This window comes from Xanthocytophaga agilis (assembly GCF_030068605.1).
Taxonomy (GTDB): Bacteria; Bacteroidota; Bacteroidia; order Cytophagales; family 172606-1; genus Xanthocytophaga; species Xanthocytophaga agilis.
In genome coordinates, this window is record NZ_JASJOU010000019.1 from 185,863 (window position 1) to 206,407 (window position 20,545).

15 protein-coding genes are annotated in these 20,545 nt (G+C 37.6%); 7 read left to right on the forward strand and 8 right to left on the reverse strand.

Annotation, left to right across the window (positions count from 1 at the left end):
- Positions 1–262: 262 nt before the first annotated feature.
- The 3 genes from QNI22_RS35405 to QNI22_RS35415 form a co-directional block, all read right to left on the reverse strand.
- The gene (locus tag QNI22_RS35405; protein WP_314518732.1) at positions 263–826 is read right to left on the reverse strand and encodes a GrpB family protein; all 564 of its coding nucleotides are present in this window, start codon (positions 824–826) and stop codon (positions 263–265) included.
- A gap of 110 nt (positions 827–936) precedes the next feature.
- The gene (locus tag QNI22_RS35410; RefSeq protein WP_314518734.1) at positions 937–2,685 is read right to left on the reverse strand and encodes a RagB/SusD family nutrient uptake outer membrane protein; all 1,749 of its coding nucleotides are present in this window, start codon (positions 2,683–2,685) and stop codon (positions 937–939) included.
- A 72-nt stretch (positions 2,686–2,757) separates the two neighbouring features.
- A complete protein-coding gene (locus QNI22_RS35415) occupies positions 2,758–6,168 on the reverse strand; it encodes a SusC/RagA family TonB-linked outer membrane protein (protein ID WP_314518737.1) in 3,411 nt (1,136 codons plus the stop codon).
- Positions 6,169–6,854: 686 nt separating this feature from the next.
- Here QNI22_RS35415 and QNI22_RS35420 point away from each other — a divergent pair.
- A complete protein-coding gene (locus QNI22_RS35420; protein ID WP_314518738.1) occupies positions 6,855–9,374 on the forward strand; it encodes a family 20 glycosylhydrolase in 2,520 nt (839 codons plus the stop codon).
- A 63-nt stretch (positions 9,375–9,437) separates the two neighbouring features.
- Here QNI22_RS35420 and QNI22_RS35425 read toward each other — a convergent pair whose 3' ends face one another.
- The 4 genes from QNI22_RS35425 to QNI22_RS35440 all read right to left on the reverse strand — a co-directional run bounded on the left by QNI22_RS35425 (position 9,438) and on the right by QNI22_RS35440 (position 12,768).
- Positions 9,438–10,550, reverse strand: a complete 1,113-nt coding sequence (locus QNI22_RS35425) for a hypothetical protein (protein WP_314518740.1) — start codon at positions 10,548–10,550, stop codon at positions 9,438–9,440.
- Between the two features lie 102 nt (positions 10,551–10,652).
- Positions 10,653–11,324: a hypothetical protein gene (locus QNI22_RS35430; RefSeq protein ID WP_314518742.1), complete on the reverse strand. Its 672-nt coding sequence runs from the start codon at positions 11,322–11,324 to the stop codon at positions 10,653–10,655.
- A 34-nt stretch (positions 11,325–11,358) separates the two neighbouring features.
- A complete protein-coding gene (locus tag QNI22_RS35435) occupies positions 11,359–12,288 on the reverse strand; it encodes a leucine-rich repeat domain-containing protein (RefSeq protein ID WP_314518743.1) in 930 nt (309 codons plus the stop codon).
- Between the two features lie 114 nt (positions 12,289–12,402).
- The gene (locus QNI22_RS35440) at positions 12,403–12,768 is read right to left on the reverse strand and encodes a hypothetical protein (protein ID WP_314518744.1); all 366 of its coding nucleotides are present in this window, start codon (positions 12,766–12,768) and stop codon (positions 12,403–12,405) included.
- Between the two features lie 599 nt (positions 12,769–13,367).
- On the opposite strand from QNI22_RS35440, the gene QNI22_RS35445 reads away from it, so the two are divergent.
- The 3 genes from QNI22_RS35445 to QNI22_RS35455 all read left to right on the forward strand — a co-directional run bounded on the left by QNI22_RS35445 (position 13,368) and on the right by QNI22_RS35455 (position 15,507).
- Positions 13,368–13,949, forward strand: coding sequence for a hypothetical protein (locus tag QNI22_RS35445; RefSeq protein WP_314518745.1), 582 nt, complete (start codon positions 13,368–13,370; stop codon positions 13,947–13,949).
- A gap of 337 nt (positions 13,950–14,286) precedes the next feature.
- On the forward strand, positions 14,287–14,790 hold the full coding sequence (locus tag QNI22_RS35450) for a hypothetical protein (protein ID WP_314518746.1): 504 nt from the start codon (positions 14,287–14,289) through the stop codon (positions 14,788–14,790).
- Positions 14,791–15,282: 492 nt separating this feature from the next.
- Positions 15,283–15,507 (forward strand): hypothetical protein, encoded by a 225-nt coding sequence (locus tag QNI22_RS35455; RefSeq protein WP_314518747.1) that lies wholly within the window; start codon positions 15,283–15,285, stop codon positions 15,505–15,507.
- Between the two features lie 358 nt (positions 15,508–15,865).
- On the opposite strand, the gene QNI22_RS35460 is transcribed toward QNI22_RS35455, so the two are convergent.
- Positions 15,866–16,522: a class I SAM-dependent methyltransferase gene (locus QNI22_RS35460; RefSeq protein WP_314518748.1), complete on the reverse strand. Its 657-nt coding sequence runs from the start codon at positions 16,520–16,522 to the stop codon at positions 15,866–15,868.
- A gap of 132 nt (positions 16,523–16,654) precedes the next feature.
- Between QNI22_RS35460 and QNI22_RS35465 the strand changes: the two genes are divergently transcribed.
- The 3 genes from QNI22_RS35465 (at position 16,655) to QNI22_RS35475 (ending at position 20,439) form a co-directional block, all read left to right on the forward strand.
- The gene (locus QNI22_RS35465; RefSeq protein ID WP_314518752.1) at positions 16,655–17,035 is read left to right on the forward strand and encodes a nuclear transport factor 2 family protein; all 381 of its coding nucleotides are present in this window, start codon (positions 16,655–16,657) and stop codon (positions 17,033–17,035) included.
- A 265-nt stretch (positions 17,036–17,300) separates the two neighbouring features.
- A complete protein-coding gene (locus tag QNI22_RS35470) occupies positions 17,301–19,682 on the forward strand; it encodes an ABC transporter permease (RefSeq protein WP_314518754.1) in 2,382 nt (793 codons plus the stop codon).
- 214 nt (positions 19,683–19,896) lie between these two features.
- Positions 19,897–20,439 carry a DUF6597 domain-containing transcriptional factor gene (locus QNI22_RS35475; protein ID WP_314518755.1) on the forward strand — a complete coding sequence of 181 codons (543 nt, stop codon included), beginning with the start codon at positions 19,897–19,899 and terminating at the stop codon, positions 20,437–20,439.
- Positions 20,440–20,545 lie beyond the last annotated feature (106 nt).

Sequence of the window (20,545 nt, forward strand, 5' to 3'; positions counted from 1 at the left end):
TTTAAGTTAGGTTAAGTACTACAAAAAAGTTATGAGGCGACTGTGCAGGCAAATGATTTTTACATCCACCTGTTACTGAATATAGTAATAGAAGATATCTAAAACCAGATAAAAAATAGTTTCAGAGGAATAAAGGTAAATCTAGAAGGATAAAAAGGATTTTAGAATGAGGATTGTCAACCTTCTATGTGATAGATAGTAATTAGCCAGAAGTAGCTATCTGAATAATCAACCATAGTCATTACAACTTTCAATTAGTGACTTACTCTTCCCATACATCCATTCGGGGTAATCCCCGTTCATCACAAACCTGGTCAATAACAGATTGGACAAAACTGGTTTTGGCTTTTGTATATGCCAAAGTATCACAAGGATATAGTTCGGCCAGTTTGCGTTTTAACTCACTGTAAGCCTTTACAGCTTCAGGATGTGTCAGTAAATAATCCCGCAGCATTCGTTCTTTCCGTCCTTCCCAGGAATGTAATTCTACAAGATGCAGGTGATAAGTCGGTTCACTCTCCATCGCTGCTTTTACAAGAAAAAGTCGGTTTCGCATTCCGGTTTCTGTTAGCTGATAACCAATAGCAGCCAGGTCAGCTAAAAAATCATCTATTTGTTGTAAGCATTCCACTGCTCCCATCATATCAATAACAGGTTTGGCCTCTTGTCCAAGAATGGCAGTACTTCCGATATGTTCTATTTTTAGTAATTGACCATTACTTAATGAAAAAATGGTCTCTCTCTCCTGTTCATAATAGTGTGGCCAGTGGACATCATATGCAACTATTTCGATTTGTTTAACTGCTGGGTGAGATTGTTCTGCCATACTTTAATCATAACGAATTATAGTATTTTCTATTTGCCAAAATTAATAAAATTGGCAAGTTGATAATACACAAAACAGCCTGTATGTACAGGCTGTTTTTGTAAATAATTCTAATTATAACCAGGGTTCTGAACAAGAACATCTTTTCCATCTACCTTTGTGTTGACAATTTCCTGAAAAGGGATTGGGTAGTATTCATGTTTGCCCTTGATAAACTGAGCTCCATTCAAATACGTTCGTCGCACTTGTTCTTTAGTCAGGAATGTATTAAGCGTTTGTGCTGCAATTCCCCAACGTACTAGATCGAAGAAACGTGTTCCTTCCAGGGCAAATTCCAGTCGATGCTCAAACCGAACTGCTTTACGTGCAGTTTCTGCGTCTGTCCATGGAGCATCGTATTCTTTTATGAAATAGTTGGCAGCAGGTGTACCACCAGACGTAAGTACCATGCCAGCAGGATTGGCGGCCCGTGCACGAATCAGATTTACATACTCACGTGCTTTTTCCAGATTGCCAAGTTCTACTTCACATTCGGCAGCCCATAACAACACATGTGCATAACGTACCATACGATAATTATTCGCATGTCTTCGTACGTTGCCAGATACGCCAGAATTTCGTTTTTCAGGAATATGCTTTTTAGGTGAGTAGGGTCCACCATACGCCTGATCACGTATCCAGTCACGTCCCGGATGAGTTCCCCAGTCCATATAAGGAATACTCCGACGTCCTACACTCCAATCCAGACGAGGGTCTAATGTACCTGTTTCGGCTGTAAATGGATCGCCAGACTTAACTCCTTCATCACTTTTTACATCTGTTTCATTAAATGTATCCAACAGAGGAAGTCCTGTAACAGGATCTGTTTTGTGTGCATTTACAAGATTTTGGGAAGGCTGATAAAACCCGCAACATCCTCCAGGACCATTATTATATGGCCATGCCAGATCCATCCCAGCATTTCCACCTCCATCGGCTGCTGCTGTTACCTGATATTGTACTTCAAAAATGGATTCGGCATTGTTTCGGTTGGCAGGATCTGCTGACCAGTTTTGATGATACTGAGGCATCAATGTATACCTTCCACTGGTAATGATAGTATCCAGTAAAGGTTTTGCTTTGTTAATATTATCCAGCCTGGCAGTTCCCGTAGCTATATCAAAGGCTTGAAACATGTAGCACTTGGCAAGCATTGCCATAGCAGAATAACGTGTAGGCCGTCCGGGAAATCCGGGCTGCTTTGCAGGCAATACACTTATTGCGGCCTCAAAATCAGCTATGATTTTTGGCCAGGCATCCTCTGTATTAGAAATTTTGACACTACTAGGATCTGAAGAGTTGTAAATCGTTTCATCGTAATATGGAATGTTATTCCACATCCTTTTTGCCTCAAAATGATATAATCCCCGTAAAAATCTAGCTTCAGCAGTAACCTGAGCTGCCCGGGCAGGATCCATATCAGTAGCTTTTGTCAAGGTTTGCAAAACCTGATTGGTACGTGCAACTCCATTGTAAAGGGCACTCCACTTACCCCGAACATGATTATTAGTCTCCAGCCACTGATAGGTTTCCAGGAATGTTTGCTCTGGTTGATCCCCTGCATCTGTACCCTTATAGGCATCATCTGAAACTACATCTCCAAATATCCAGGAATGTATTGAACCGTGCCAGTCACTCTGCCCAGTACCTACCGGAATTCCATCCAGCATCCCATAAGCTCCAACCAGCAATCCTTCTACGCCAGCTGCATTTTGTAAGCTTTCAGGACTGTAACGTCCCAGAGGTTCTTTCGCCAGAAAGTTGTCTCCACAAGAGGTACTGCATAAGAAAGTAATGGCAGAAAGAATGGTAAGTATCATTTTTTTATTCATTGTCTTCATACGTTTAGATTAGAAATAACGAACGTAACAGGTAGGATAAAATGAGTTGTATCAAAAACCTAGGCTCAAACCAAACAAGATTACTTTGGAAACAGGCGTAATGGCTTCATCTACCCCAATCTGATTGTTGTTATTATCACGCAATTGCATTTCAGGATCCAGACCCGTATAGTTAGTAATAGTAAACAGGTTCTGAGCCTGAACGTATACCCGGGCAGTACCAAGACCAGCTTTGGAAGTAAGTGAATTAGGGAAACTATATGCCAGTTGTAGATTTTTCAAACGAGCATAAGATCCCTTTTCTATGAAATAAGAGGAGGGTCGGCTACTAACTGCATCTTTTTCATTCAGGATAGGCAACTTCGCATTTCGGTTGTCAGGTGCCCAAGAATCGTATAATACCCTGCGACTACGATTTCCCTGGAAGGTATTGAAATCAGTCCAATAGCGGATATAATTAAAAATATCATTGCCGGAAACTCCCTGTAGAAAGGCAGTCAGTTCAATGCCTTTGTATCCCAAACTCAGGTTAACTCCATAATTAAATTTGGGATGAGGATTACCGATATATTGCTGATCACCAGCTGCAGTAATTTGCTTGTCACCATTGATATCCCGATACTTGAATCGACCAATTCCTTTGTGTGGCTCTCTCACACCATCTCCATTCAAGTCGGTATAAATGACAGCATCATAGTATCCGGGAAATGCGACTCCATCTACTTTACCACCTGTTTCATCTGTTGATTCCTGTATAATGCCATCCACTACATATCCATAGAAAGAAGACAACGGATAGCCTTTCTGTGAACGGGTAACAGCAGGTGTCCGCAAACTAATACCAGGAATAAAAGCATCATTATTCAATGGATCAATAACTGTAACAGTGTTCCGATAGCTGGAATAGATCAATCCTAAACTGACATCCACTTTTTCAGCAATTCGGTCACGCAGGGTAATTCCCAAATCTACACCACGATTACGTACACCAGCAGCATTGTAAAAAGGAATATCAGCGTTACCTAATGCCCGAGGCAAGTCAATCTGCAACAATACATCATCTGTCTGACGGTTATACCAGTCAAAAGTGACTTCTACTCTGCTGTTAAATAATCCTAAATCGAAACCAAGGTTAGTAGAGGTAGTAGTTTCCCACTTGCCTTGAGGATTACCAAACTTGCGTAATGAATATGTTACATCGTAGCCATTAGGATTACCTACAACACTATATCCTCCACGAGTTACGTCGGTATCATAGTACTCAAATGAGTTATAATCATTGATTCCGTCCTGATTACCTGTTTGCCCCCAACCTCCCCGTATTTTAAGATCAGTAATCCAGCTGATACTTTTCAGGAAGCTCTCTTCGGAAATCCGCCAGCCCAAAGATACAGCTGGGAAAGTAGCCCAACGGGAGGCAGAAAGAAACCGGGAAGAAGCATCACGTCGTAATGTAGCAGATAACAGATACTTACCCATCAGAGAGTAATTAATCTGTCCAAACATGGAAAACAACGTATTGTCATTACGGATTGATCCGCTGTTGGTCTGGAATTGCGGATTACCTGCATCCAGAAATTCCAGGTTCTCAGGAAATAGTGTAGCTGTAGTAGCATAGCGGCTTCGGAAGCCGTTCTGGTTTTCACCATATTGCCGGATTGCTTCTGTACCAATAGTAGCATTGATATCATGGATCTCTTTTACTTTTACTTTGTAATTCAAGGTATTTGTCCATGTCCATGCACTGCGGTAATTGAAATCGGCAGTATATTCATAGTAACGGGAAGCTTCTGAGTTTTCCCAGTCTGGCGTACGAGCATTTTTTCCTCTTCCTACAGTTCCATCCAAACCAAAGCTGGTACGTGCAGTCATTCCTTTCAGAAGATCTACTTCTGTGTATACATTGCCAAAAATCCGCATGTCCTGGTATCCGTTGTCTTTGTTTCGATACAATAAAGCTACCGGATTACGGGCATTACCCAGGTTATTGCCTAACGTACCTGCGAAGTTTCCAGCTATATCGTATACAGGGACAATTGGCTGCATCCGTAAGGCAAATGAAATTTCATTACTTTCATTCTGATCTCCAAACAAACCAGTTCGGCGGGCATATAATACCTGCAGGTTCTCTCCTATCCGAATGCGTTTATTAATTGAGAAATCTGTGTTTGCCCGAACAGAATACCGCTCAAAACCATTATGGATAATCATCCCTTTCTGATTGAAATAACCAGCAGAGAAAGCATACTTGGCGGTTTCGTTGCCACCTGATACTCCCAGTTGGTAATTTTGCATAGGAGCCCGGTTCAGTACTTCTTCCAGCCAGTTAGTACCTATCTTATTGGCTCTGGTAATCTGAAACACATCTCTACCAAAAGCTGGATTATTTGACCCATCAGCCAAGTACCGATTTCGACTATACTTAGATGGATCTACCCGTGGATCGCCTTCAAATGCACCACTGGGAACAATATAATCAGGGATTACAGGATCTACCCCATTACCATACTGACCATGTTCCGGATTACCGGTCGTAGCATTCACTACTCCAGCATTACGTTTGCTATTCCATAAATACTGACCATATTCAGCAGTATTTAGCAGATCAAGCAATTTCCCATGTTGTTGTACGCCATAGTATGCATCAAAAGTTACTCTGGGCTTTCCAGATTTTCCTTTTTTAGTGGTGATGATGACCACACCATTCCCTGCTCTGGCTCCATAAATAGAAGCGGAAGTAGCATCTTTCAGGATTTGAATAGATTCTATGTCATTCTGGTTGAAATTAGCCAAGTTATCCTTTGTAGGTACTCCATCGATAATGTACAAAGGATCATTATTACCTATGGTTCCATAACCACGTATGCGAACATTGGCTCCCTGTCCAGGTACATTGCTGCTTGTGACAAATACTCCAGGTGCTCTTCCCTGCAATTGTTGTTGTACACTGGTAGCCGCTACAGCCAAAAGATCTTTAGAATTTACAACGGCAACCGCACTGGTTAAATCTTTTTTCTGCTGGGTGGTATAACCTGTAACAACTACTTCACCCAAAGAGGTGACATCTGGTGCTAACTTAACATCTATTGTACTTCTTGCTCCTACGGTTATCTCTTGTGAGGTATACCCAATAAAGCTAAAGATAAGCACAGCATCGTTTCCATTAACGGTCAGACTGTATTGTCCATTAACGTTGGTTGTAGAGCCACTGGTAGTTCCTTTTACCAGTACACTAACTCCTGGTAACTCAGAGCCATCTTCTGCAGAAGTAATTTTTCCTGTCACTGTTCGCGATTGAGCACTTAGTGGCAGTGAGGTAAAGACTAACCCGATTATAAGGGCAAAAAAGACATAAAGAAAGCGGCTTTTGAAAGCGTTGTTTCCTTTTCTACAAGCTTGGGCATCAGAAAAAGAAGATTTCTTTTCCAATACACATAGGGTAAGTGTGTAAAAGTGATGCATCAGAGAAACTGTTGGGTTAAAAGTGAACAGAATAAAAAAACTGACGACAAAAAGTGAAGGATCTTCTGCTTATTATATAACTAAAAAAATAAAAAATATAAACTACTCGTTGCAAGTAAAAAAATATAATCAAATATCACAAAATGATTGAATTAATTTTTTATCATTATTTCATAACATAACTACCTGATTAGCAAGATCAAGTGTCAAAATAACAGCTAATCGACTTTCATTAAAAGCCAATTTTTGGAGATGCCAATATCTGTAGAACTGTATTTCAAAAAGAATCCAGATAAGTCTATTACTTCATTAAAAAAAGTAATATCAAGCTACTGCTACTTACCAGCTAAATCGCAGATTTTATCAGATATTCTGAAAAGACGATAATTTTTCAGAGTTGATATGCAGATTTACTAAATAATAATAGTCACTTCAGATATATGAAAGATGTTTTCTCAAATTCTTAGAGAAATAAATTTATTGGACAGATCAAATAATTTTCTTTCTTTAAACCGAATAAAAAAATATTTTTTTATTCTTATATTTGCTCAGAAGGATTTGTAGTTAGTCTTATCCTTCAACAAAATCAGGTCTTTATCTATCCCATAAATGGCTGCACAGTTTTTGCAGAATAAACAAGCTTATATTCTCATAACGCCTTTCTTACTAAACGTACAGTGAACAGAATGAAAAAAATTGTCTCGGGATTCTTATTTCTCTTCCAATTGCATCTGGCTTCGTATGCACAGCAACCACAACCTGCCGATTTCAAAAGCTTACAGGTAACCTGGGAAGTATCAGATAACAATACACAAGGAAAATCCAAATCTACTATTGTCTTTTCAAATACAGGTAACAAGCCATTTCCGAATACAGGCTGGACTATCTTCTTCAACGCATCAGGATTCAAGGCACAGGATACTACTCAAGCAATAATCAGACTGGTAAATGGAGATTTATTTGCGTTGACTCCTGGTCCCAAGTTTGGAGCATTACCAGCAGGAGGATCTAAAAAAGTAGAAGTAACAGGTGGTGCAATCCGAAATGTATCAGGGCTACCAATAGGATTCTATATCAGTGCGGATCATACACCTACTAAAGGATATCCTCTGAATGTGGTTGTAAAACCATTATTCAATACTGAAAAGAATGATTTTCTGGTTGCCAACCGCATCTACAAACAAAACCAGCAGATTGCCAATATTCCTGCAGAAAAGTTGGTCAAAATATTTCCTACTCCTGTTAAATATACAGAAACAGCAGATAAATTCATCCTTGATCCTACAGTAGTGATTTCTGCGGATGCCAGTTTCAAAAATGAAACAGAGGAATTAACCAGATATATCACCCAACTGACAGGGAAAAAATCAGCATCCCAAGCTAAAGCCAAAGGTAAAGCTATTGTTCTCTCAAAAATAGCAGGGTTAGCCCCAGAAGAATACAAACTTACTGTTACAAAAAACAGAATTACTATTTCTGCTTCTACTTCAACAGGAGCCTTTTACGGTATTCAATCGCTTATCTCACTTATACCTTCTTCAGTTAAAAATACAGACAAAACTATTTCTATTTCAGGTGTAGATGTAAGTGACTCACCACGGTTTGGCTACCGGGCCTTACAGATTGATGTAGCCCGGAACTTTCATTCAAAAGCAGAACTGCTAAAGATACTGGATCTTATGGCTTTATATAAGCTAAATGTTTTTCACTTCCACTTTAGCGAAGATGAAGCATGGAGACTTGAGATTCCTTCCTTACCAGAACTTACCAAAGTTGGTTCCAAACGAGCTGCTACACCAGATAGTAAAGATCATCTTTATCCTTCCTTTGGTTCAGGTGCGGATACCACTAGCAGTGGTTCGGGCTATTATACGAAAGCCGATTTTATTGAGATTCTGAAATATGCTAATCAACGTCATATCCGGGTGATCCCAGAGATTGAATCACCTGGTCATGCAAGGGCAGCCATTAAAGCAATGGATGCACGATACGAAAGGCTGATGAAGCTTGGACAACCAGAAGAAGCTCTGAAATATCTTCTACGTGATCCGAATGACAAATCTCAGTACCGGTCTGTACAAGGGTGGGATGACAACGTGATCAATATTGCATTACCATCTACTTATAACTTTATGGAAACTGTAGTGGATGACATCCGGAAAATGTATCAGGAAGCCAATGCACCTTTGGAAATGATTCATTTTGGAGGAGATGAAGTACCAGCAGGTGTATGGGAGAAATCTCCGGCAGTCAATGCATTACTACGCCCGGAAGGCGAATTAAAAACTCCCAATGATTTGTGGAACTACTACTTCACAAAAGTTAATGCCTTACTTAACAAACGTAACTTATCCATGTATGGATGGGAAGAATCAGGGCTGGTAAAAACGTTCGTGAATGGTAAAGCAGTATGGGAACCTAATACGGAGTTGGCAAAGAAAAAAATACAGGTAGATGTGTGGAACAATCTACCAGGCTCAGGAGCCGAAGATTTAGCCTATCGTATGGCAAATAAAGGTATAAAAGTAGTCTTGACTGCAGTAACCAACTTCTACTTTGATCTGGCATACAATCAATCTTTTGATGAGCCGGGTTATTTTTGGGGTGGCTATGTAGATATAGACAAACCGTTTTACTTCATTCCTTTCGACTATCTGAAAAACTTAAAAGACAATGATGGTAATCCGATTAATCCAGCTATTATCAAAGGGAGAGAGCAGTTAACAGAGTTTGGCAAATCAAACATTGTGGGTTTACAGGGAGCCATCTGGAGTGAGAATATTCGTACACCAGAAAGACTAGAGTATATGTTACTACCCAAAATGTTTGGATTAGCGGAAAGAGCCTGGTCAAAAGAACCAGAATGGGCAAAAGAGAATGATGCAGCAAAAAGTGAAAGGTTATACCAGACTGCCTGGTCAGAGTTTATCAATGTGGTTGCGAAAAGAGAACTTCCTCGTCTGGATCAGTATGCAGGTGGATTTCAATACAGAGTACCAACACCTGGAGCAGTTATCAATCAGGGACAAGTCGAGGCAAATGTTCAGTTTCCAGAATTTAGTATTCACTACACCACTGATGGATCTGAACCAACTTTAAACAGTCCAGTATATAGTGGTCCTATCAAAGAAAAAGGTACAATCAAGTTAAAAAGCTTTAACCTGACAGGAAGAGGCAGTCATACAGTATTGGTGACTAACCAGTAAAAGATACTATATCCAAAACAAAAGGAGGCTACTCTATATAGAGTAGCCTCCTTTTTTAGTACCTTATTTTTTAATCCTTACCCAAACCTTTCCATCATCATTACAACTCATGATATGTAAGCGATACCTACCTGGTGGAAACTTATGTAGATCAAATTTAATAAAGTCGCCATCCCCAAATGACACACTTTGTGATTCTGCTTTTTTATTTCCCTTCAAATAGGCACTTGTAATTGTTCCCATAGGGGAAACAAAAAGATACTTATCATTTGATTGGCTAACGGTAAGCTTTTTTAGATGAGACAAATTATGTAACCAAACATGAGTTGCAAACAAGATACAATAAATCTTATATGTAATAGTCTGATTATTTTCTACTGTTTCTACCAATAATGTATCTCTTCCTCCCATAGGGAAAGTTTCCATGTCTGGAGTAAATGATAGCCACACAGTTACATTTTCTTTGGCTCGTATAGGGATCGGAAAAGATTCGTTAGTGGGTTTGATAAGTACTTTACCTGATGTACTAGTAATTGAAAAAATTTTCAGATCGCTTTTACAAGATAAGCGTAATGAGAATGTTGCACTTTTGTTACTTCCCAATAGTACATTTAATTGAGGTTCTGCATTAGAAATTATCAGATTATGATTGGGATAAAACTCATTGACTTCCAACATATTTTCATCTATAAGGGACTTTGAGGCCTTCTTATAAAGTTTTTCCTCTCTATATTCATACTCATATTGTACACCTTTTTGTAGGTCGTAATAAAAAGAAGAATCAGTATTGCCAACATTATTTAGGTTTGTAGATGCTATGTGTATTCCCTCTTTCCAGCTCTGCCGTTCTACTAATCTGTTTGTCGAGTCGTACACTTGCCAGATACTGTCCCGAACAGATATAAAACCGTTGTGTATTTTATCTGTTTGAAGCAAAATCATCTTTTGTAAACCCGGATATCGTATCATATACCACCAATCTGAGAGAGTATCAACAATAGTATAGGTATCCTGTGAGATTAGTTTATAATTACCAATTCTGGTATCCCAGGAGTCTGTTGTATCTTTCTCTATCCATAGTCCTGTTTTAAGGCCATCTTTTGTTAAAAGATTTTGTGCAGAACTGTTTATAACCAGACAAAAACAGATAACCCTAACAAAATGTTTGATAATCATTTGATTCTACTTATTAACAGGATAATTATTTTAATTGGTAAGTCTTCTGAGAACTAATAGCGCATACACTAGTATACAAGCATCGGATACTTTTCCTCTGTTTCAATAAGAATATTTACGTCCAGGCTTAAATGAAACTTCTTTTTGATTGATGATCCCTTTTATTCGCCATCCTGTTATTTTCCATTGCTCATTTTTCAGAAAAACCTTCTTCTTTTCTATGTCTTCATTGATCATACCTATACGAATAGGCATAGTAGATGTACGTCCAAATGCTTCCGAAACAGGTCGCATTCCAGTTGCAAATACCTGTATGCTATCAATAAACTGATTAAGGCACTTAACAGAGCCATTCCGGTTGGTTTTTAGTGTTAACCACCTATTACTAGTTTTCAGTTTTATATTGGCACCTTCAATGGGATTTATAGAAAACATTCCATCAAATTCTCTTTCGCCATACCAACAGGCATAAACAGTTAGTGAATCAGAAACAGGTGTACCAAGTAATACAAGTGATGGGGTAATTCTCACAACTGTGTCAGAGTTTACTATTAAATGTTTGTCAACTACTTTCCATTCTCCTCGGGTTCCAATAAATGTCTTTCCATCAAAAACATTCAATTGAAACCGATAGTCTTCATTTATTTGTAATGTGGTGTTATATTCTGCAGGACTGCACACTCTGTAAAATCCAATCATACACTTTTCAATGGACTTACACCCCATATCAATCATTGTAAACAGAACCAGAAAAGTTATAAGTTGCTTTTGCATATTTATTGTTACCTTTTACACTATCTATCAGATATTACAAATAACTATCAGGCCTTATTCTCTTCAGATTCATCTTCTGTCCTTGCAAGTCTACCACTTTCACATGTTGAAAATGTGGAGCCCGCTCATAATCCTCTGGTTTGATTTTCAGATTCGCCTGTTGTTGTGTATCAATATACAGATAGGCAAAATATGAATTGGCAAATACTTGCTTCAATGAAATAAGAACTTGATCGTCTATATATTCCAGAGGATTGGCATAAATGCTCAAACCTTTTACAGAGGAAGGAATATATTCAATTCGTTTGAGACGATTATCACCTATATTCAGATGTTGCAAAGCATCCAAATACATTAACTCTTCAGGTAGCTGTTCAAAATAATGGCTAAAGAAATCCAGATGAGTTAGCTTTTTTAAGCCTTTAATACCAGAAGGTAAATAAGTAAGCTGGTTACAACTTAGTTGCAGATAGGTTAATTGCTCAAGCTGTCCTAACCTTGTAGGCAAGCTTTTTAATTGATTATCAAACAAATTTAGCACTTCCAATCTGGACAACATAGCTATCCAGGCTGGAAGAGATTTTAACTGATTATGACCAAGTAGCAGATGTTTTAACTGTCTCAATTCACCTATTGCGATTGGCAAGCTTGTCAGTTGATTTCCTGTCAGATACAAACGTTTCAAATTCTGAAGTCGGCCAATAGTATCTGGTAAATGTCTAATCTGGTTATTGATTAAATGAAGAACTTCCAGAGACGGAATCTGTGTAAGAACATCTATATTCTGAATTCTATTGTTACTCAAATAGATAACTTTTAACGATTGTAATTCAGCCAGCCACTCAGGAATAATAGATATAGAATTATCTTCTAAATTAAGATTCGTAAGATTTTTTGCATTCCGTATTTCGACAGGAAATTCAATAAGTTTATGTTCTTTAAAGTTTAGACGGGTAGTTTCCAAGACAGTAAATACTTTACTATTTCATAAATATAACAGTAAAGTAGCCATTTTTAGTATACAGTGACTTAGTTCTTCATAACATCCTGTTATATACTCTTTAATGATTCTTCTGATCTACTCCTGCCACCTGGAAAACGAAGCTAGGCCTAGATTGGCTAAGGTAATGATAGTGTCGGTATCGATGGGTTGTCTTGACTTTAGCTTTTCCAGCTCTGTTTCCTGCGCAAGTATCATCTGCCCTTCCAGAGAATCTATCCATACCAGAGCATCACTGTAAAAATGCAATGCAACCTTATGTTGCACCTGGTCTGTTCGATGAGATTGTATGATTTCAAATTTGAAATTATGGAACGGCACGCAATACTTTCCCATCGTATTCAGTACTTCCGGAAACCTGCCATTTAATTGCTGAATATCTCCCATCCATGCTGTACTTACCAGATAATGCATATTCTCAGCCTTAGAGATATTTTTCTGCATCTCCTGAAACGTATTATATACTCCCTGCTGATCAAGCTGTTGGGCTTACATATAAAATTCCTTGTGAGTATGCTCGAAAATTCCTTTTTCCCACAGAGAAAAACAAAATCGGTGAATACAGATTTCACTGAGGTGAATTACTTTTTCGATAAAGTAATTAGAATCGAGGAACTATCTTAGAGAATGGTATAGTCAATATTTTGATTCCTCCTATTGACAGAATTTACATAGCTTTCCTATGTGAACAAAATTTGAATATTCTTATTTTCCTCCATTGTATCAATTTTACATAATTATAGCTCCACTCTTTACATAAATCAAATAGGAACTATTAAACTGGAGGAAATACTTTTATATCTTGCTCAATGAAATACTTACTATTACTCTTTATTTCCATTCAGTTAGTATCCTGCAAAACTAAAAAACAACCAGTAGAAAAGATATCACTCTCTGATACAATTGTAAAGTTGAGTCCACCAGAGATAATTCAGCAACACCTGAATATAATAGATAGCCTTCGTGCCAATGATGAACCACTAGAAACTGAAAATGAAAGATTAAAACAAACATTAATCCATTACAAACATCAATTCTTTCTTATGAAGGATACACTAAATTTTGACTGGCTATATATTGTAAAATCAAAAGATCAAAATTTATGTCTAATCTCATGGGATACCAGAATGGGTGGAAGTATGATTGAGTATGCCACGATGGCATTATTTAAAGATTCAAATAATCAGCTAAAGTCCCGACTGTTGATTGATTCAACAGATAAGCATCTATCCAACTCATATATGCATTATGATACTATTTATACTGTAAATCAAAAAGATGAAATATTCTACTTAGCCCAGGGATTTGGACAAGGTTCTTCAAGTCTCCCATGGCAAGAAATAAAGGCATTGGAGATTAAAAACAATAAATTAATAGACCTCAGGATCTTTCCAGATTATAGTCCGGATATATTTGGAGATTTTACACCTGGCTTTCAAAACAAGCTCTTTGTCGAATTTGACCTTCATAAATTTGGAGATAATGACAAAGTTCCAGAAATAAGGTTGCAAGACAAAGGAAAAACAATACTTGTTCCTTTACCAACTCACGAAGAAGGCTTTTCAGGAAAGTACCAAAGACTAATTTTCAAGGATGGCAATTACCATGTAAAACAATATAAGTGACACACGTTCTGTTTTCCTTTTAGATCATAACTACCAACTAAAGTTATAAAACACCATCTACTTGTTTATACCAGTATATATTTTTACGAAAATCGTTTACTACTTTTTCTATATCTTAGTTTTGTTTCCATCAATATTGCCTTACAAAACACTGGAAGTGGAAAACAAAATTGGCAAGCATAGATTTTTCAGAGGTAAATTTTACTAATAGAGTTACTTTCTCAACCTGATAAAAATTTTAAAAAGAACTTTCAATGTATGAATGACGCTATTTCCTAAACGGGAGGTAACTTTTTAAATGTAACTTTGAGGCATCAATAACAATACGATTGATTATATGAAGAAATTTATACTTTTTCCCCTCCTTACATTTCTGTTAACTATTGTATCTGGTTCAACCAGCATGCTGAATAAACCATTAGATATTTTCGTATTCGAAGTTGAAAGTACAGAAGAATTTAAAGGATTTGGTACTGGTAGCGGTTATACTTATCCAATTAAAGGCTACAAGTTTTTTGCTGTTTATATACACTGCACTAATTCTACAGGACAAGACCAACCCATAAATCTGGAAGATATATGTTTGTTGGATTTTGGAAAGAAGATAAAGTACAAGCCTGACTTCATCATGAAACCGGCTTTGATTACACTTTTCCAAAAGGCAAATAAAACAATTAAAGGCAATGAGTCTCTCTACACAAGATTGGTCTATAGCATTCCCAAAGAACTGAAACCCACCCATCTATCTTATAACCAAAATCTTATAGAACTAATACCTGGAGCAGGATTACCTCCTGAACTAGTGAAACCAGCAGAAGAGCCTAAGAAAGATGGATTTTAACTGATTCTATCTATTCCAGCATCATGATTGATTGGTAATTAAAATTTTGTAATATATAATCGTATTTGTTTGATTCTTTACAGAAGGATTACTATACAAAAACTTTTTCTTCTTGCCTTTATAGTCCTGTGTATAAATTATCAATCATATTCACAGAGATTTACTCTGGAGAAACCAGATTCAACAAATATATATTATCAGATTATCACACAAAGAACCAAACAGCTAAAGTTAAAAAAACTAGAACAAGGAAGCCCTAAAGCGGAAATCAGGCTTTGGACTATCTTTGAGCTCAGATACTTCAATGATCTTGTTGTATTATCTCAAAATGATACTTCCTGGCAGGCACTTTATTATCCTCATATTTCTATACCTGGCACAAAAAATACTTCGGATACACTAAAATCTGTTATAGTATCTCTTCATCCTGTTAATGGGTGGAATATGTTACTAAAGACGCTACATGATAACCATGTGTTCTCATTACCAGATATGGATAAGATCAATAGACTCGTTGATAATTGGGCGGATGGTACTACCTACATTGTTGAAGTTGCAACTCCTACAATGTATCGTTTCTATAGATATCATCTACCAGAGGAATTTTCGAATGAATTTCAGCAGGCACAGCAGATGGTCAATATAGTCAGTGCAGTAGAAGAAACATTTATGCTAAAAAAACAGAGGAAAAAACAGGAAAGACTATTAAGAAAATAAAAGAAAATTATACACACTTCTTATGCCACATTGTTGGCGTCACAGAAAGACTTGCATACAATTCACGACAGCAGAATATTTGCGGTGAATTCCAATCAGATTTTGTTTTTGCGGTGAGTTATGCGCAAACAAAAAAATGATCGGAGTTGCGGTCAAAATAAAAATTGCTGTGAATAAAACGCAATCTCTTCATTGAATAAACAAACTGGATTATTTTTACTAAAAATCTTTTGCAGTAAACTATGCGCAGACAGAATCTTCTCTTCAAAGACAACTACAAACTTTATTTACATTTGGATTAGACCATAACATACTATTGTGTTTGTTTATTCCAAACGCAATAGTATGGTTTTAGTATTTATTTCTTACCCCAGAATAAAGCTACACATCCCTGTACCTCAACACCAAACTCACGATATCTTTTCGATAAACTTTGTCGCAGGCTTTGCAAATCATCTTGTGTATTACTGAAAATACCTTTCTTGTTATATATACTCATCAACTTTCTGGCAGGATATCCTCGTTTCACATCACCCTGTAAAATGGTTGATCCAAATAGAACACCGTTTTCATTCAGTAAGGGATGCAAATAATCCAGTAAAACTGCCTTTTGAGAAAGAGGACCTGGCAAACAATGAAACAAATAATTTATGGAGATAGAGTCAAAAGAAGCAATGCTTTGTGTTACAGGCTCAAGCACATTGTGTTTATATGTTTCCGGTTTATAACGGTTAATGCGTGCGGCTGCGGCATGTAAGCTGTTCTCATTCAGATCCATCAAAGCTACCCGAGGATTAGCAACAGGAAACTTGCAACGATCCAGAAAATAGCCTGTACCTACTCCTACATCCAGATGATTGGCTGAAACATGCTGATTAAATAGTGACAATATCCTAGAAGATGGACACTTCCAGATAAATGAATTGGAAATACCCAATACCCATATGTCATATATGGACAATACAGAGCGAGAATAAATGGCCTGACCGGCAATGACTTCTTCAGATGTTTTCATACAGGCTGCCAAACTAGTTCATTTTAGGCAAACATTCAAAAGTATAGCTAATGGATACTTTTTTCGTAAGTATTGGGTGATATATATACTCATTTCCGATTAATCTATATATCAATCTAAAATAGTATCCTTATGCAATCAAATTCTTCAAAACTACCCATAACATCCGAAGAGAAGGAGCTCATTCTTGCAGCCTATCAAGCATTTAATGCCCGTAATGTAGATACGGCTTTAACTCTCATGACACCTGATGTGCACTGGCCCAATGGCATGGAAGGAGGTTATGTATACGGCCCCGCAGAAGTAAAGAGTTATTGGTTAAGACAATGGACTATGATCAACCCTACAGTACAGCCTTCTAGTATACATAAAGACAACACTGGACGAATAGTTGTAGAAGTACATCAGGTGGTGAAGGATTTGTCTGGTAATCACTTACAGGATAAAATGCTTTACCATCTATATACTTTAACAGAAGGATTGATTAAACACATGGAAATACGTGAGTTATGATCTATAAACTTTCAACTTATGCATTATGCTTCATAAGACATTGATTTACCAGCTATCTCTGCTTATACACTAAAAACAGTATTTGTCAGCTGTTCACAAGCGAACATATCCTGTCCGCTTGTGAACAATACATGCAAGGTAAATTTATCAAAATCCCTATTTCAGACTATAAATACAGGTTGCAAGCAAATGGCAATGCATTTGTAATGCATTAGAAGACCAGAAATTGTTCTATCTGTTAAATCATTTATAATCTGAAAATTCTATGCTAAAAAACTATCTCAAAACTGCCTGGCGAAATCTTGTAAAAGACAAGACGCATTCCTTTATTAATGTGATGGGTTTATCTATTGGCATGGCTGTAGCGATGGCAATAGGTTTATGGATGTATGATGAAGTTTCTTATAATAAAAGTTTCAAGAACTATGATCGGATAGCACAAGTAATTCAGAATCTGAACAACAACGGAGAAGTGCAAACCTGGTGGGCAGTACCCTATCCACTGGCAGAGGAGTTGCGCACAAATTATAGTAGTGACTTTAAGCATATTGCCATGGCAGTAAACTGGGGAGAACATCTGCTCACCATTGGAGATAAAAAGCTAAAGCAAACAGGAGGTTTCTTCGAAAAAGAGATGCCAGATATATTTACAATTGCTATGCAGAGAGGAAGTCACAACTCCTTACAGGATCCTTCTTCTATACTCATTTCTGCTTCTGCAGCCAAGTCCTATTTTGGAGACGGAGAGGCACTCAATAAATCAATTCAGATAGATAAGTTACCACCTGTTAAAGTAGCTGGTATATATGAGGACTTCCCACAAAACTCAACCTTTGCCAACCTCCACTTTATCGCCTCCTGGGATTTCTATTACAAGAACAGTGACATACAGAAAATGCAGGACCCATGGCGCCCCAACTTCACCAGCTTATTTGTTGAGCTAAATGAGAATGCAGACATAGACGCCGTAAATCAAAGAATACGGGATGCCAAACTGAGAAAGATAAATTCTGAACTACAAAAGAAAAAACCTGCCTTATTTCTGATGCCGATGAGTGGATGGCATCTGTATTCTGAGTTTAAAAACGGAGTTAATACCGGAGGTGCTATACAATATGTATGGATGTTCGGCATTATAGGTGGGTTTGTATTATTGTTGGCTTGCATCAATTTTATGAATCTGTCAACTGCCAGAAGTGAGAAACGTGCCAAGGAAGTGGGTATTCGCAAAGCCATTGGATCACTACGAAATCAATTGATTGCTCAATTTTTTAGTGAATCTTTTCTGACGGTTCTTTTTGCTTTTGTATTATCAACCTTGTTTGTCCGGTTTTCTCTTTCATTCTTTAATGAAATAGCAGACAAGCAGATGCAAATGCCCTGGAATAGTGTAATTTTCTGGTTAATCTGTTCTCTATTTGTCCTTATTACAGCTCTGATATCTGGTAGTTATCCAGCTGCTTATCTATCTTCCTTTAAACCAGTAAAAGTCCTGAAAGGAACTTTTAAAGCGGGTCGCAATGCAGCAATTCCACGTAAAGTGTTAATGGTAGTGCAATTTACTGTTTCCGTTACCCTTATCATTGGCACAATTGTAGTCTATCAGCAAATACAGTTTGCCAAGGATAGGCCTGTAGGTTACTCCAGAGCTAACCTTCTCCAGATTTCCACCTCAGGAGATGCCATCCATTCCCATTTCAATGCAGTAAAAGACGAATTACTACAATCTGGCGTCATTACCCATATAGCAGAGTCAGAAAGTCCTACTACGGATATCTGGAATACAACAAGTGGTGTGAAATGGCCGGGTAAAGATCCTAACCTGTCCACTGACTTTGGGGTTCTTTCTATCTCTTTCGACTATGGAAAAACCATTGGATGGCAGATAAAAGAAGGACGAGACTTCTCTCAAAAATTCACTACTGACTCTTCGGCTGTAATTTTGAATGAAACAGCAGTTCGCTTTATGAATTTAAAAAATCCTATAGGTCAAACCATAACCTGGTGGGATCAACCATTAAAAGTGATCGGCGTGGTACACGACATGGTTATGGGTTCTCCCTATTCAGAGGCAAAACCAAGTATTTATGGTATTCTGAATTATCCGGGAAACCTGAACATTCTTAAACTTAATCCCAAAATAAGTGCAGTTGAAGCCTTAAATAAAATAGAACCACTTTATAAAAAATTCAATCCAGACCAACCATTTGAGTACAGCTTTGTAGATGATGACTATGCCAAGAAGTTTGGCAATGAGGAACGAGTTGGAAAGCTGGCAAACATCTTTGCTGTATTAGCTATCATTATTTCCTGTCTGGGATTATTTGGACTTACTTCATTTGTCGCCGAACAACGAAAAAAAGAAATTGGAGTACGAAAGGTATTGGGAGCCTCTGTATGGAATGTATGGAGTTTATTGTCAAAAGACTTTCTGGTACTGTTTGGAATTTCCTTCCTGATTGCAATCCCATTATCTTCTTACTTTATGCAAAACTGGCTGCAAAACTATACCTATAGAACCTCACTCTCCTGGTTTATTTTTGTAGCAGCAGGTATAGGTTCATTAAGTATCACACTACTGGTAGTAAGCTTTCAGGCCATACGTGCAGCCATTGCGAATCCTGTCAGGAGTTTACGTACCGAATAAAAGAAAGAAAAAGTCTTCCTGCATGATATATATGTCATGCAGGAAGACAAATAAATAGTTTTATTTCCAACCTCCTCCCAATGCTCTATATAAATTCACAGATGCAATGTGTAGACGCTTATTGGTGGATTTGTATAGACAACTATTTCATAAGCTCTTTTGACAAACAAAGGTATAGTGCTGCACAAATGCAATTTTGTCAATATATTGCCTTATGGTTGATTTACAAACATATGCTCCAGTTCAGCTTTCATCAGTAGTAAAATCTTTCTGGAGCCTTCAGGTTTCAGATACAGCTAATCTGCCTTATGTCGAAAATATCATTCCAGACGGGCACCAGGAAATCATTTTTCACCTGTCTGCAAGTACAGCCAAACGATCTACGGAGCAACTGGAATGGATTACTGAACCGGATGCATTTTTTGCAGGGCAAACACGATCTCCTTACTCATTAGAATTACGTCCCGGCTCTTTGTTGTATGGTATTCGCTTTCACCCTCACACGATGTATAATCTGTTTAAGTTTCCAGCTAGTCTGATTACAGATACGATTGTTTCTCTACATGATATTCCCCAAGCCAAACTGCTACATGTCTGCCTGACGGAAGATCCCCGGCAAACATTCCTGAACTTTGAAAATACCTTAACCAATTTATGCAATCGTATCTATAAAACATCTCTTCCATTTCAGTACGTAGATTATACTATACAGCAAATCATTACACATAGAGGGAATTATACTACTAGACAATTTTAAAAATAGTTGATTTTTTAGGAAAGCGCTTGAGCAGATACTCTCGAAAATCGACTAGACAAGTGAGCTTTTCTTTGAGTTTTTGTAGCCCATCACGAAAAACAGACAC